Source organism: Holophaga foetida DSM 6591 (assembly GCF_000242615.2).
GTDB classification, from domain to species: domain Bacteria; phylum Acidobacteriota; class Holophagae; order Holophagales; family Holophagaceae; genus Holophaga; species Holophaga foetida.
Genome location: NZ_KI912268.1, coordinates 1,584,551 through 1,598,364 on the forward strand (window position 1 = coordinate 1,584,551; position 13,814 = coordinate 1,598,364).

At 65.7% G+C, this 13,814-nt stretch carries 12 protein-coding genes; 7 read left to right on the top strand and 5 right to left on the bottom strand.

Annotation, left to right across the window (positions count from 1 at the left end; genetic code table 11):
- The 4 genes from istB to HOLFODRAFT_RS0206905 form a co-directional block, all read left to right on the top strand.
- Positions 1–567, top strand: a 567-nt coding sequence (gene istB / locus HOLFODRAFT_RS0206890) for an IS21-like element helper ATPase IstB (RefSeq protein ID WP_026939123.1), incomplete at its 5' end; no start/stop codon positions are given.
- A gap of 258 nt (positions 568–825) precedes the next feature.
- Positions 826–1,908: an HD domain-containing phosphohydrolase gene (locus HOLFODRAFT_RS19845; protein ID WP_005035729.1), complete on the top strand. Its 1,083-nt coding sequence runs from the start codon at positions 826–828 to the stop codon at positions 1,906–1,908.
- Position 1,909: 1 nt separating this feature from the next.
- Entirely contained in the window at positions 1,910–2,776 is an 867-nt protein-coding gene (locus tag HOLFODRAFT_RS0206900) for a response regulator (protein WP_005035728.1), read from the top strand.
- 293 nt (positions 2,777–3,069) lie between these two features.
- Entirely contained in the window at positions 3,070–4,086 is a 1,017-nt protein-coding gene (locus HOLFODRAFT_RS0206905) for a glycoside hydrolase family 3 N-terminal domain-containing protein (protein ID WP_005035727.1), read from the top strand.
- 107 nt (positions 4,087–4,193) lie between these two features.
- Here the strand turns inward: HOLFODRAFT_RS0206905 and HOLFODRAFT_RS0206915 are convergent, their stop codons facing one another.
- Positions 4,194–5,336: a methyl-accepting chemotaxis protein gene (locus HOLFODRAFT_RS0206915; RefSeq protein WP_158412927.1), complete on the bottom strand. Its 1,143-nt coding sequence runs from the start codon at positions 5,334–5,336 to the stop codon at positions 4,194–4,196.
- Positions 5,337–5,498: 162 nt separating this feature from the next.
- Here HOLFODRAFT_RS0206915 and HOLFODRAFT_RS0206920 point away from each other — a divergent pair, with 162 nt between their 5' ends.
- A complete protein-coding gene (locus tag HOLFODRAFT_RS0206920) occupies positions 5,499–6,098 on the top strand; it encodes a 5'-methylthioadenosine/S-adenosylhomocysteine nucleosidase family protein (protein ID WP_005035722.1) in 600 nt (199 codons plus the stop codon).
- Positions 6,095–6,841: a C40 family peptidase gene (locus HOLFODRAFT_RS0206925; protein WP_005035721.1), complete on the top strand. Its 747-nt coding sequence runs from the start codon at positions 6,095–6,097 to the stop codon at positions 6,839–6,841. Before HOLFODRAFT_RS0206920 ends, HOLFODRAFT_RS0206925 begins: the two co-directional genes overlap by 4 nt.
- Here HOLFODRAFT_RS0206925 and HOLFODRAFT_RS0206930 read toward each other — a convergent pair.
- On the bottom strand, positions 6,838–7,746 hold the full coding sequence (locus HOLFODRAFT_RS0206930) for a LysR family transcriptional regulator (RefSeq protein WP_005035719.1): 909 nt from the start codon (positions 7,744–7,746) through the stop codon (positions 6,838–6,840). The genes HOLFODRAFT_RS0206925 and HOLFODRAFT_RS0206930 overlap by 4 nt on opposite strands.
- 72 nt (positions 7,747–7,818) lie before the next feature.
- Here HOLFODRAFT_RS0206930 and HOLFODRAFT_RS0206935 point away from each other — a divergent pair, with 72 nt between their 5' ends.
- A complete protein-coding gene (locus HOLFODRAFT_RS0206935; protein ID WP_005035718.1) occupies positions 7,819–8,760 on the top strand; it encodes a YeiH family protein in 942 nt (313 codons plus the stop codon).
- Here the strand turns inward: HOLFODRAFT_RS0206935 and HOLFODRAFT_RS0206940 are convergent.
- From HOLFODRAFT_RS0206940 to polA, 3 genes are all read right to left on the bottom strand, one after another.
- A complete protein-coding gene (locus HOLFODRAFT_RS0206940) occupies positions 8,757–9,686 on the bottom strand; it encodes a DUF7544 domain-containing protein (protein WP_005035717.1) in 930 nt (309 codons plus the stop codon). The genes HOLFODRAFT_RS0206935 and HOLFODRAFT_RS0206940 overlap by 4 nt on opposite strands.
- Before the next feature lie 262 nt (positions 9,687–9,948).
- The gene (recO, locus tag HOLFODRAFT_RS0206945; protein WP_005035716.1) at positions 9,949–10,683 is read right to left on the bottom strand and encodes a DNA repair protein RecO; all 735 of its coding nucleotides are present in this window, start codon (positions 10,681–10,683) and stop codon (positions 9,949–9,951) included.
- Positions 10,684–10,935: 252 nt separating this feature from the next.
- A complete protein-coding gene (gene polA, locus HOLFODRAFT_RS0206950; protein ID WP_005035715.1) occupies positions 10,936–13,737 on the bottom strand; it encodes a DNA polymerase I in 2,802 nt (933 codons plus the stop codon).
- Between the last annotated feature and the right edge of the window lie 77 nt (positions 13,738–13,814).

Below are 13,814 nucleotides of genomic sequence, written 5' to 3' on the forward strand. Positions count from 1 at the left end.
AGCCTGGATGACTACGACTTCGACCTTCGGCCGAGCCTGGATCGCCGCCTGATCCGGGAGCTGGAGACGGGGACCTTCATCGCTCATGCGGAGAACATCCTGCTCCTTGGGCCACCAGGGGTGGGTAAGACCCACTTGGCCATCGGGTTGGGGCGGAAGTCCATCGAACGGGGCGCGAGCTGCCTGTTCGTGAGCGCCACGGCCCTGGTGGGTCGACTGATGCGGGCCGAGGCAGAGGGTCGCCTGGAGGAGCGTCTCCTGCATTTCTCGAAGCCCAAACTACTGATTGTGGATGAGCTAGGATATCTACCCTTCGAGCGGCGGGCGGCCCACCTCATGTTCCAGCTCGTGAACCGGAGATATGAGCGGGGCAGCCTCGTGATCACCAGCAACCAGCCAGTGGGTGCGTGGGGCGAGGTGTTCGGGGATACCATCCTGGCAACCGCCATCCTGGACCGACTGCTGCACCACAGCCACATCATCACCATCAAAGGCGAGAGTTACCGCCTGCGGGAGAAGCGCCGAGCCGGGATCGTCCCGGCCCCGGTGCCAGCGGCCACCACCTGAGCCGCACCCAGTGGGGTGTCCTCCGCTTCGGCCTACGGCCTACGCTCCAGACACCCCACGGGCTCATACAACAAGGGGGTCAATATTCGTGTCGCCGGGTGGGTTAATTTTCATGTCGCTTGACAGTCGTCTGGCGATGCGTCAACATCGCGATGACCAAGGAGCCTTCATTTACATGGAATTGCTAGCTTTCTTACTGCGCGGGCCCGCCACACGGCGCCACCCCCGCCGCGGAGCGGCTTCGTTCAACTGGCGGAAATGGAAGCCAGTCTCAACCGAGCCCTCAACCACTACAAGAGCCTCCGGGAGAACGAAGCCTACCAAAGCCGCCTGGAGGAGATGGTGCTGGAGCGCACCCAGGAGATTCTCAAGCTCAAGGACGATATCGAGAAGCTCTTTGACGGCTTCGTGAAGGCCTCCGTGCTCGCCATTGAAGCCCGGGACCCCTCGACCTCCGGCCATTCATCCCGCGTGGCGGAACTCACCGTGGGCTTGGCGGACGCCGTGAACCGGACCACAACAGGCAGCTACGGAACCATCCGATTCAGCGACCAGCAGATCAAGGAGATCCGCTATGCCGGGCTCCTCCACGACTTCGGCAAGGTCGGCGTCCGGGAACAGGTGCTGGTGAAGGCCAAGAAGCTGGCCCCCGAGCGCCTGGAGCGCATCATGCAGCGCCTCTACCAGCGGGACATGGAGATCGCCGTCAGCCTGATGGAAGGGGCCTGGAAGGAGGGACACCCTTACGAAAGCGGCAAGTTCCAGCACCTTCTCCAGGAGCGGCGGGGCGATACCCAGCGCCTGGTGGATCTGATCCAGCGCTGCAACGAACCCCGGATCCTGCCCCAGGAGATCCGGGAGGCCCTGGAGGAGCTGGATGAGCTCCAATTCGAACACTGGGAAGGCCAGGCCTCCCGGATCCTCGAAGGAGAGGACATCGCGGCGCTCCGAATTGCCAAGGGGAGCCTGTCCGATGAGGAACGGGATGAGATCAACAGCCATGTGACCCACACTTGGCGATTCCTGAGCCAGATCCCCTGGACCGGCGGCCTCTCCCAGGTTCCGGACATCGCCTACGCCCACCACGAGCGCCTGAACGGCCGGGGCTACCCCCGGCGCCTGCTGGCCGAGGAGATCCCACCCCAGAGCAAGCTCATGGCCATCGCCGATGTCTATGACGCCCTGGTGGCAGCTGATCGCCCCTACAAGGTGGCCGTGACGGTACCCCGAAGCCTGGAGATCCTGGAGGACGAAGCCAAGGCAGGGTTGCTGGACGCCGAAGCCCTGAAGATCTTCATCGAAGGGCAGATCTACACGCTCACCATCCCCAGGGCCCAATAGCATGCTCCAGGACCCGATTCTCCTGGTGGACGATGACGCCGAACTCCTGTCCACCCTGCACCAGACCCTTTCGATGGACGGTTACCAGGTGGATGCGGTGGGCAGCGCTGATGCCGCCCTGGAGGCGGTGAAGCAGCGCCACTATCCCGTGGTCCTGACGGATCTGAACATGCCCGGCGGCCCCGATGGCCTGGAACTGATCTCGGCAGTGAAGGCCAGGGATCCCAAAGTGCTCTGCATCCTCTTCACGGGCTACGCCTCCCTGGATACCGCCATCCAGGCCGTGAAACGGGGTGCCTATGACTTCATCCGCAAGCCCTTCAAGGTGGCGGAATTGGAGGCGGTGCTGGACCGGGCTCTGGATCACGCCATGCTGCTCCGCCAGCTGGAGGGCTACCAGAAGGATCTGGAAGCCCGCGTCCTGACTCGATGGCAGGAGCAGCAGGCATTCCACCAGGAGGTTCTGGAACTCAATGCCATCCTCCTGGAGACCCTGGATTGCTCGGACGAAAGAGCGATCCTGGCCCCGTTCCTTCGGTTCCTGAAAACCCATTTCAGACCCGACACCCTTGCGGTACTCCGTCCCGAGGGAGACCGCTCCTGGACCACCCTGGAGGGGCCGTTCCCAGAGCGTGAATGGATCAGGCTCCCCGCCCCTGGCGACTTGATCAAGATCCGGGAGTGGGACGATCCTGAGAGCTATCTGATCCCCCTTCGCAGAGGCGACTGCCTGATGGCAGCCCTTTCCCTGGGGTTTGAGAAGCGCTCCAGCTTCCACCCCGAGCAGCCGTCCTTCGAACTCTGGCGCAAACATCTGGAAGCCGCCCTCTTCGCCCTGCACCGCGTCCGGGCACAGACGATCGGCTGAATTTCACGCGGAGCATTTTGGCCGCGGATGGATTAGATACACGCGGATAAGAAAGATGCAGCGGTCCACCAGGACACTCAGGCCTGGTTCCGGGCGGGGCAGGCGGCGGAGGCACGCGAGCGTGCCATAGCCACCTGTCCCTCCCGGAACGCGTGCGGCTTCGCCGGGAGCAGCCGAAAGTCCTTCCAAGCCTGCGGGTTTGGCCGAAGCAAGCCGACAATCGTTCCCGATTCGATTTTCTCCGCGCTCTCCGCACCTCCGCGTGAGCCCCTCTTTTCAGGTAGCTTTAAGGTATGACTCACGCTGCCCACGAACTCCTTTGGACCGGTTTCCAGGGCCTCGACCCTGAACACGTCGAGCTGGGCTTCCGCCCTGGCGGCATCATCCTCTTCGCCCGAAACCTTGACCCGGACCCGCTTTGCGGGCCAGAGCGCTGCCATGCCCTCATCCAGGGCCTCCAGGCCCGCTGGGGCCGCGAGATCCCCCTGGCCGTAGCCATCGACCAGGAGGGGGGAGCTGTTTCCCGCCTACGCCCCTGGGTGGGCGAGACCCCCAGTTTCCGTTCCATCTGGGAAAAAGGAGGTGCGGAGGCCTGTCGCCATTGGGGCGTCCTTTGGGGGCGAGGCTGCCGCCTCCTGGGTTTCAATGTGGACTTCGCCCCGGTGGCGGACCTCTGGGATGGCCATATCGGCACGGGCATGGGCGACCGCTGTGCCAGCACAGAGCCAGGCAGGGTGGCCCGGGCGGTGGGGGCCTTCCTGAACGGCCTGGAATCCCAGGGGGTCCGGGGCTGCCTCAAGCACTTCCCTGGACTGGGGGGTACCCGGGTCGACAGCCACAGGGCACTGCCCGAACTGGACGATCCGGCCCAGGTGGCCCGGAACCTGGAGCCTTTCCTGCCGCTGGCCCGCCCGGATCGCCTCATCATGGTGGCCCACCTGAAGACTCCCCACACCGAGGGCCTACCCGCAAGTCTTCACCACGGCTCCGTGGCCGGCAACCCCTGGGGCATCCGGGGCCTTTGGCTGCCGGACGATCTGGAGATGGGCGGATGCGCTCAGTGGAGCTGGGAGGATCGGGTCCGCCTCTGCCTGGAGGCTGGCCAGGAGAGCCTCCTCGTGTGCCAGACCCCCCAGGGGGTCAACGCCTGTGCCAAGGCGGCCGCCGGAATGCCTGAAGCCCTGTGGAGTCCTGCCTTGGACCGTTTCCGTCAGTTCCGTTCCCACCTCCCCATCCCCCAGGCCACCTCCTTCAGCCAGGAGGCCTGGAGAACCTGGCTGGAAGAGCTCAGGGGCGCCATCCTGGAGTAGGCCATGTCCGTCTTCCACCTGCTGTCTCTCTGGTCCCAGCGCCGCAAGCGGCAGCAGCAGGAATCTCCCGATGCTCAACCCCAGGAAGACAGTCCGTCTGAACTCAGCTAGCTGAGCTTGAAGCGCTGGGTCAGTGCCCGCAGCTCTCCGGCGGTGGTGGCCAGGTCGTCGATGGTGCGCGCGGTCTCCGACATGGCGGCGCTCAGCTCGTGGGTGGCGGAGGCGCTGGATTCCGTGATCTGGAGCGTCGTGGCCATGCGGTCCCTGACCACGGCGCTTTCGTCCACCTGATGCTGAACCGCCTGCAGGGCGCCCTTGGCTCCATCCGCCTGCTTCTGGATGCTGCGCATCAGGTTCTCAAGAGCCTCATGGACGGTATCAACGGAACGGGCACCGGCCTCGACCCGGGAGAAGCTTTCCTGGATCAGCTGGGCGATCTCGCTGGCGGCGCTGGCGGAGCGCTCGGCCAGCTTGCGAACCTCGTCGGCCACCACCGCGAAGCCCTTGCCGTATTCCCGGGCCTTCGCGGCCTCGATGGCGGCGTTGAGGCTCAGCAGGTTGGTCTGGTTGGCGATCTCGGCAATGACCGTGGTGATGGCCGACACCTTGGAGGAACTCTCCCGGATGGCCTCCATGGCCCGGGTCGTGTCTTCCACGTTACGGCAGCTGAGCTGGCTCACGGTGAGCATGCCGCTGACCTGCCGGACATCGGCGTTGATGCCCTCCCGGATCTTCTGCATGGTCGTGGCGATCTGATTGATGGAATGGGTGGCCTTCTCGACCTCGGCCCGCTGCTCGTCGGCCCCAACGCTGATCTCATGGGTGGCGGAGTCCACCTCGGTGGCGGTGGCGGAGAGCTGGGTCGTCCCCGAAGCGGTGCGCTCGCCGATCAGGGCGATGGCCTCCACATCCGTCCGGAGCCTGGCCACGGCCTGATTCATGTGATTGGCGATGGTCCCCAATTCATCCTGGGAATCGGCCGAAATCGAGACCGTGAGGTCACCCTGGGAGAGGGCGTCTGCGGTTCGCGCAAGGGCCTGGGTGGTGCCCTCCATGCGCCTGGCCACCATGTCTGTCAGCCAGTAGGCCAGGCCACCCAGGACGACGAAAACGATCACTAGCAGGATCTGGCTGTTGCGCAACGAGGACACCACGGCATCCGCCTGTCCTTCCTTGGCGCCGCCAAGACCCACCAGGGCCACGACGAGAACAACGAGAAGTGCAAGAGCCTGGATTCCGAACAAAACCAAGAACTTGGATCGAATCCTGAGATTGAATAACAGGCCGAACATCGACATCTCCCTGTGATTGCGGTGGCGTAGGCCCAGTCTATCGCAAACCCCATGTGGAAATTCCAGCGAGTCCCAAGTTTTCCAAAACGTTTGAGCTCGCATCAGGCGTAGGATTTTGTCATGTCGCATCCAGAGACCTCACGTCCCGGCCTCCTCCTGGCCGCCTTCCCCCCGGAGCTGGGGGATCTGGCCGAGCATCCTCCCGAAGGCTGGATCACGGGCTGCGTGGGCATCGGCGTGGCATGCGCCGCAGTGGGCACCGCCCGCCTCATCGCGGCCCATGCGCCATCGAGAGTGCTCTTCATCGGCACCTGTGGGGCCTACGACCCCTGCCTGAAGATCGGCGACTGCATCTCAGTCACGGAGGTCCTGGCGACATCCCTGGAGGAAATCAGGGAAGTCGCCTACCGCCCTGCCATCGAGCGAACCCTCTGGAAAGGGGATCTGCCCCTTCCCTTCCCCCCCCATGTCGTGGCCACTCCCCCCGCGATCACCCGCTCTCCGGAAGGCGCCCAGGCCCTTGCCACCATGGCCGAGGTCGAGCACCTCGAGCTCTCCGGTGTCTTTGAAGCCGCCCGTGCCGCCGGAATCCCGGTGGGTGCCGTGCTGGGAGTGGCCAACCGAGTGGGCCCGGATGCCCATGAGGAATGGAGCAGCCATCACGTGGAGGTTAGCCGCCATCTCATCGGACAGCTGCGGGAAAGAGGCGTCCTGGGATGAGTCTCAGGGGCTGGGCCGCCGCGATTCTTCTCATGCTGGCCCCCCTGTGCGCCTGTCGCCGTCCCGCCCCGATCCCCCGTTCCAGCAGAACCGCTTCCCGATTGCTGGGCTACACCATTCAGGCGGGCGCCTTCGCCAAGGTTGAGAATGCCGCCCGCCTCTCCGAACGCCTGAAAGGAGAGGGCCTGGAAGCCACCTATTTCGCGGCGAAGGACGGACTCTTCAAGGTGCGCTTCGGCGACTTCCCCAGCCGAGAGACGGCGCGCAGACGGGCTGACACCCTCCTAGCCAAAGGCGTCATCGAGACCTACTACCTGGTGGCCCCGGAAACCCAGGCCGCAGCCCGGCGCTCGGTGACGGGGGACGGCGCCCTGCGGGAGGAACTGGTGCGCACGGCGGAGAACTACCTGGGCCTGCCCTACCTCTGGGGTGGCAGTTCCGCCGAGACAGGTTTCGACTGCAGCGGGCTCACGATGTCGGTCTACCGGCTGAACGGCCTGAGCCTGCCCCGCAGCTCCCGGGACCAGTTCCAGGGGGGCAGCGCCGTGGGCCGTGAAGAACTCCAGAAGGGCGACCTCCTCTTCTTCGCCACAGGGGGTTCTGGAAGGGTGAACCACGTAGGCCTCTACATCGGTGACGGCAAGTTCATCCATGCCCCCAGGTCCGGCCAGAACATCCGGCGAGACAGCCTGGAGAATCCGGTGCTATCGAAGCAGTTCCTGGGGGCACGGAGCTATCTTTAGCCGTCCTGTGCCAGCATGTCCTGGACCAGGCGCTGGAACTGGCCTGCGGACCCCACCAGCCCCGCATGGGGCACAACCCACGAGAAGGTTCGCCGGATCCGAAGCCCCGGAAGCGCCAGGATCCGCAGTTCCCGGCGAGCCAGCTCCCCCTGGATGGCACACAGCGGAAGGAAAGCCAGCCCCATCCCTGCCTGGACGGCGGCCTTGATGGCCTCGGTCTGCCCCAGGACCGGATCGTCGGCCCGGGGGACACGGGGAGGAGAGAGGCGACTCAGTGCCCGGAGCACCACGGCCCGGGTTCCGGAACCAGGTTCGCGCCAGAGGATCCTGGCCCGGCCAAACTCCGCCAAGGTGGAGGGCATGACGAATCCCAGCGGGAGCCTGCCGGGGCCGACACATACCAGCTCGTCATCCAGGAAGGGCTCCAGCCTCAGGTTCGGTGCCCTCTCGAGCCCCTCCACCGCCCCCAGGTCGATCCGCCCTTCCTGGAGCCAGGCCTGGATCTGCCCGGTGTTGCCCACCTCCATGAGCAGGGTGGCACCGGGGTGGCACCGCTGGAAGAGCGCCAGCGCCCTGGGCATCACGTAGGCCGCCGTCGTCATGCTGGCCCCGAGACGAAGCGGGCCGAGATCCGAGCCGGGCTCGGCCAGGGCCTGCTCTGCCTCCCCCAGGAGGCGGTGGATCGCCTCCGCCGTCTCCATCAACCTCTGCCCCTCCTTCGTGAGCTGCATGCCGCTCCGGGAGCGGAGAAACAGGCGGCAGCCCAGCCCGGCCTCCAATTGCTGAATCTGGGCCGTCACCGCAGGTTGGGAGAGGTTGAGACGCCTGGCGGCCTCGGAAAGGCGGCCATGAATGGCCACCATCCGGAAGGTGGCGAGGCGCCGGGGGTCGAGTAGGCCGATCATGTATCCAATTTTATGATGATCCATTGAAAACAACGATTATATTTTCTGATCCAGTCTCGGGAGACTCGGGGCATGGATACGCTACCCCGCCCACCCCTTCCGACCCTCATCTTCCCACTGGGTGCCCTCGCGACCCTGAGCCCTTGGGTCTCTCCGGTGGGGGCCCTCCTCCTGGGCATCGCCCTGAGCCTGTCCGTGGGAAACCCCTGGCCCCGCCAAGCGGCCTCCTGGACTCGACGCAGCCTGGCCTGGAGCGTGGCAGGACTCGGCGCCGGCATGAACCTGGGTGCCGTCCTGCGGGCCGGGAGCCGGGGACTGCTCCTCACCTTCTGCACCATCCTCTGCACCCTGGGCATCGGCATGGCCTGCTCAAGGCTCCTGAAGGTCCGGGGAAAGATGGGATTCCTGGTGGCGGCGGGCACCGCCATTTGCGGTGGGAGCGCCATCGCAGCCCTCGCCCCTGCCATTGATGCCCAGGAGGAGGATACCGGCATCGCCCTGGTCACCATCTTCGTTCTCAATGCCGTGGCCCTCGCCCTCTTTCCCCCCGTGGGGCGCGCTCTGGGCCTGGATCAGTACCACTTCGGGCTGTGGAGCGCCCTCGCCATCCACGACACCAGCTCCGTGGTGGGGGTTGGGCTGGCTTACGGGCCCCAGGCCCTGGCGGTGGGGACCACAGTCAAGCTGGCCCGAGCCCTCTGGATCGTCCCCCTCACCCTCTGCGCCTCGGCCCTCGTCGGCCGGAACGGGGCTCCCCGCCGCCACCCCTGGTTCATCCTCGGGTTCATCCTGATGGCCGCCTTCTTCACCTGGATCCCGAACCTTGCTCCCCTCGGGCACATAGTGACGGCGGTCGCCCACAAGGGAATGTCCCTCTCCCTCTTCGGCATCGGAATCGGCATCAACCTCCCGGGCCTGCGACGTGTGGGGCCTCGCCCCCTGGTGCTTGGACTGGCGCTCTGGATCCTGGTCGCTTCCGCCAGCCTGGGCTGCATCAGGATGGGGTGGCTCTAGCTGACCGGGGCGGTGTCTCCGGGCTCCGCCCCGTTTTGTCCGGAAAAGAGATCCCACTTCGGATCGACCTGAGCCATCAGATCCAGGGCATAGCAGCGGAAGAAGACGGTCACCGGCAGGGTCAGGACCGAACTCAGGTAGGGCAGGAAGCCGATGCAGCAGGTGAGACATCCTGCCATGACGATGAGGACACCAGCCGCGATGCCGAGCAGCAGCTTCATCAGGTAGAAGAGGACGAAAGCCCCCCCATTGCCTGGCAGGAGCTCTGTCCGGAAGAGGCCCATGGCCTCCCGGGGCCCCACCTCGGCCCGGAACATGATGGGAACCCCAAAGTCGCGGAGGACCATGAGATACACGCCAAATGCGAAGAGCCCCAACCCCGTGGGCAGGGCCAGCAGGAGAAGGGGCTTCCAGATCTCATCGGAGGCCCCCTGGCGGATCATGGGCAGCACCAGCAGGGTTCCGATCCCCACCATGACCATCAGGAAGACCATCCCGGCCACCGCCACGTTGATGCGGTACAGCAGGAGGCGGTTGGCGGGCTTCCGGAAACGCGTCCAGGGCTCCGCGATCTCCCCCCGGTTCTGCACGATGCCGTCCAGGAACATGAACTCGCCCCGGACGGCGATCCACGCCAGAAGCAGCCCGATGGCCGAGATGACCAGCACGATCAGAACGGCGAGGACGATCACCAGGATCAAGTGCTCCTGAATCCAGGGAAGGGCCTCGGAAAAGGGCGCGTTACCGGAAGAAGAGGGCGATCCCAGATTGGTCGGGATGTTGGTCAGCCCCCCGAAACCGCCCCCCAGCTGGGACAGGAATGCGCAGAAGCCCAGGATGAACCACTTCCCCATATCAAAAGGGGTGAAGAGGATCCGAGCCATGTGATCGTAGGCGGCACTGACGGATCGGCTCACGGAAGGCATGGAGACTCCAGGGAATCTGACATCGTAACCGTTCATGGGTCATTTCGGTTCCCAGTTAATGCATACGCTCAACCTAAGAAGGCATGAGCCGGGACACCCAGGACGCAGACGTGATGGTCGGGCTTTGCCCGGCCACCACGTGGGGGTCAAAGGGGGGACATCGCGAGCGCAGCGAGCAGGCGGTCCCCCCTTTCATGGCAGAAGATAAATTGCCCTGAACGACCACCAGATACGCTACGTCGGATGGCGGTTTTGGATCAGGTCAGATAAGCCGCTCCAGCACATCGTAGCTCTTCAGGCGCCCTCCCAGCTCCCGGTGGAGGCGGTCCCGCAGGAGACGGGTGATGACCCGGGCGGCCTCGTCGCCTTCGGGGTCCGGACATTCCTCGGCGGGCCGGGTCCGCAGCTCCCGCAGGTATTCCCGGGTGCCCGGAGGCAGGGCTTCCATGGGGTCCACCGGGGTGCAGGCAGCGCATCGCCAGCCATGCTCTTCGGTAAGGAGCACCAGGGGCGCATCGCCACGGCCGCAGTGACCGCAGAGGCGGGGATGGGGCAGCAGGCCGAGGCAGTGGAGGAGCCAGTGCTCCGCATAGGCCAGCACCGCCATGGCCCGCTCCGGCTGGGCCTTCAGGACACGGCCACAAGCACTGAGCAGGCGGAAGAGGCGGACATCCTCCACCCCCTCCCTGGCCACGCGGTCGAAGAGGTCCGCCAGGCAGGCCACCACCAGATTGGACTCCAGGTGCCCGAGGGTGAGGGGGGAATGCATCAGCTCACAGCGGGTGATGCGCCGCAGCTCCACATGCTCCTTTCCCCAGAACCCCACCTTCACCAGCCCCAGGGGCTCGAAGGCGCTGACCCACTTGGCCGAGGGCTTCTTGGCCCCCTTCGCCAGCCCCACCACCCGCTCCCCTTCCTCCGTCAGAAAGGACACCACCAGCCCCCCCTCCTGGAAGGGCGTCGGGCGCAGGACGATGGCCGTGAGGGTGCGGATCATGTATGCGCCGTCCACAGGAAAGAGAACGGAGTCAACGCAGAGGGCGCAGAGAAAGGCAAAAAGAGAGGGCGCAGAGGAAGAAAGAAAAGCCCGCCGGGCCTGGACTCAGTGTGCGTGGCGCGAGCGCCCAGTAGCATGGGGGACCTGTCCATCCGATGCACCCGCGGACAAGCCTGTGTTTCCTCTGCGCCCTCTCTTTTCATCCTCTGCGCCCTCTGCGTTCCAGCAGTTGGAATGCCCCAGTCCGACGCATCACTTGCACTCCAGCCAGCTCACCCCGCTTCGCACTTCGGCGGCCAGCTTGACCCCCAGGGGCCCCAGGTCGTCGGCGCCCTCCATGGCCTCCTGAAGGAGGCGGGAAGCGGTCTCCACCTCCTCGGTCGGGCACTCCACCAGGAGTTCATCGTGGACCTGGAGCAGGAGGCGGGCCTTCAGGCCCTCTGCCTGGAGGGCACGGTGGAGGCGCACCATGGCGCGGCGCATGATATCGGCGGCAGTGCCCTGGACCACGGTATTCACGGCCTCCCGGAGCCCGGCAGCCTTGAGGTTCTGGCTGGCGGCCTCCAGTTCGGGAATGCGCCGGATGCGGCCCCAGTGGGTGCGCACCAGCCCCTCCTTCAGGGCCTCCTCCTTGGTGCCCTCGATCCACTGGGCGACCCGAGGCATGCGCTCGAAGTAGCGGTCGATGAAGGCCTTGGCCTCCTTCATGGAGATGCCCAGACTGGCGGACAGGGCGAAGGCCCCCTGCCCGTAGAGGAGGCCGAAGTTCACGGCCTTGGCGGCGCTGCGCTGCTCCGCCGTAATCTCCACCATGGGGATGCCCATGACCTCGGAGGCCGTGCGGCGATGGATGTCCTCGCCGCTGGCGAAGGCCCCCAGGAGGATGGGGTCCTGGGCCAGGGCCGCCACCACCCGCAGTTCGATCTGGCCGTAGTCGGCGTCCAGCAGCACCCATCCTGGCTCCGGCACGAAGGCCCCCCGGATGGCCCGCCCCTCGGGGGTGCGCACCGGGATGTTCTGGAGGTTGGGTTCGCTGGAGGCCAAACGCCCCGTGGCCACCGCCGCCTGGTGGAGGCGGGTGTGGACCCGCCCCGTCAGAGGATTCACCAGCTGAGGGAGGGCCTCGACGTAGGTCCCCAGGAGCTTCTGCATCTGGCGGTGCTTCAGGAGGACCTGGGCGATCTCGCCGTCTTCCCGCTTGGCGAGTTCCACCAGCACATCCTCATCGGTGCTGGGGGCCTTGGTCTTGGCGGTGCGCTGGAGCACGGGCAATCCAAGCTTCTCGTAGAGGATCCGCCCCAGCTGGGCGGGGCTGTTGAGGTTGAAGGGCTCCCCCGCCAGCTCCAGGACCCGCTTTTCCGCCTCGGAACGGGCGGCCCGCATCTCCTGGGCCAGCCCTTCGAGGACCTTCGGATCCACCCGGATGCCCCTGAGTTCCAGATCCGCCAGGACCTCCACCAGGGGCAGATCGACCTCCTGATAGAGCCGCAGCAGGCGCTCGTCCGTCATCTGCTCTTTCAGGCGATCGCACAACTGAAGGGCCAGATCGGCGTCCTCGGCGGCGTACTGCACGGCGGTATCGAAATCCGCCTCATCGAAGCGCTTCTGGGCCTTCCCCTTCCCCACCACGGATTCGAAGGGGATGGGACGCAGGTCCAGGATCCGGGCGCTCATGTCGTCCAGGTTGTGGCGCTGGGTGCTGTCCAGGAGGAAGCTCCGCACCATGCTGTCGTCCGCCACCCCCTGCACAGGCAGGCCGTGGCGCTGTAGCACCTGGAGGTCGTATTTCAGGTTCTGGCCACACTTGGCCACCGAACGGTCCTCCAGGAGGGGGCCCAGGATGCGGCGCAGCTCCTTGAAGGGGAGGTTGCGTTCATCCAGGTAGGGCGAAAGCTCCCTGAAAAAGGCCTCGGGATCGCCCTTCAGATCCAGCAGGCTCTCCGGCAGGCCTGACCCTTCGAGAAGCCCCGGCAGGGCGCCCTCGACATCACTCTCGCTGGGCTTGAGGTGGGCCAGGGGCACGTAGAGCCCTTCGTTGGGCGTCCAGGCCAGGCTCAGGCCCACGATGTGGCCCCGGGTGGGGTCCAGGCTGGTGGTCTCGGTATCCAGGCCGAAGCGGCCCGCTGCGCGGCAGGCGGCCACAGCGGCTTCCAGATCCTTCAGGGTTGCGGCGTGACGATAGGTGCGGGCGGCCTTCTCGGCCTGGGTCTGGGCCGGGGTGAACTCCTTCACCAGGCTCTGGAAGCCCAGGGTCTTGAAGTGCTCCCGGGCCTTGGCGTCGTCCAGACCGGGATAGCGCAGCCCCTCGGGGGTGACCGGCAGCTCCAGGTCCCTCACCACCGTCACCAGACGCCGGGTCAGGTCCAGCCAGGGGGCCGCAGCTTCGAGCCCCTCCCGCTGCTTGGGTTTGAGCTCGGCCTTGGCGGCGAGGATGGCCTCCAGGCTGCCGTACTTCTCCAGGAGCTGGGCAGCCCCCTTCTCGCCGATGCCCGGCACGCCCTTCACGTTATCCGAGGCATCCCCCAGGATCGTCAGGAAGTCCACCACCTGCTCGGGCCAGACCCCCATGCGCTCCCGGACACCCGCCCGGTCGTGCCATATCTCGCCGTCCTTGGTGTTGAGCACCGTGATCCCGGCGGCATCGTCCACCATCTGCAGCAGATCCTTGTCCGGGCTCACGATGACCGCCGGGAGGCCCGCCGCAGCGCTCTGGGCCGCCAGGGTGCCCATCACATCGTCGGCTTCGAAACCCGGCAGCTCCACGATGGGGATGTTCAGGGCCTGGATCAGCTCGCGAATCAGAGGGATCTGGGGCCTCAGGTCCTCCGGCATGTCCGGGCGGTTGGCCTTGTAATCGGGGTAGATCTCATGGCGGAAGGTGGGTGCGGGCGTATCGAAAACCGCCGCGATATGGGTGGGCTGGTGCTTCTCCAGGAGCTGGAGGGCGATGCGGGTGAAGGTGTAGGCCGCACCGTTCTTCAGGCGTGGGTTGGCGAAATAGGAACGGAAGATGAATGCGAAGGTATCAAGGAGATAGAGGCGCTGTTCAGTCATGGGAATAGTCTGGCAGGGTTGGCCAGCAGCTTCCCCGGGCGATTGGAGGTCCGGAAAAGCTATCATGTTCCTCTGCT

Coding starts and splice junctions, on each gene's coding strand:
- HOLFODRAFT_RS0206905 (WP_005035727.1), top strand. CDS start 3,070: ATGACTCACGCTGCCCACGAACTCCTTTGGACCGGTTTCCAGGGCCTC.
- HOLFODRAFT_RS19845 (WP_005035729.1), top strand. CDS start 826: ATGGAAGCCAGTCTCAACCGAGCCCTCAACCACTACAAGAGCCTCCGG.
- polA (WP_005035715.1), bottom strand. CDS start 13,737: ATGACTGAACAGCGCCTCTATCTCCTTGATACCTTCGCATTCATCTTC.
- recO (WP_005035716.1), bottom strand. CDS start 10,683: ATGATCCGCACCCTCACGGCCATCGTCCTGCGCCCGACGCCCTTCCAG.
- HOLFODRAFT_RS0206920 (WP_005035722.1), top strand. CDS start 5,499: ATGTCGCATCCAGAGACCTCACGTCCCGGCCTCCTCCTGGCCGCCTTC.
- HOLFODRAFT_RS0206900 (WP_005035728.1), top strand. CDS start 1,910: ATGCTCCAGGACCCGATTCTCCTGGTGGACGATGACGCCGAACTCCTG.
- HOLFODRAFT_RS0206940 (WP_005035717.1), bottom strand. CDS start 9,686: ATGCCTTCCGTGAGCCGATCCGTCAGTGCCGCCTACGATCACATGGCT.
- HOLFODRAFT_RS0206930 (WP_005035719.1), bottom strand. CDS start 7,746: ATGATCGGCCTACTCGACCCCCGGCGCCTCGCCACCTTCCGGATGGTG.
- HOLFODRAFT_RS0206925 (WP_005035721.1), top strand. CDS start 6,095: ATGAGTCTCAGGGGCTGGGCCGCCGCGATTCTTCTCATGCTGGCCCCC.
- HOLFODRAFT_RS0206935 (WP_005035718.1), top strand. CDS start 7,819: ATGGATACGCTACCCCGCCCACCCCTTCCGACCCTCATCTTCCCACTG.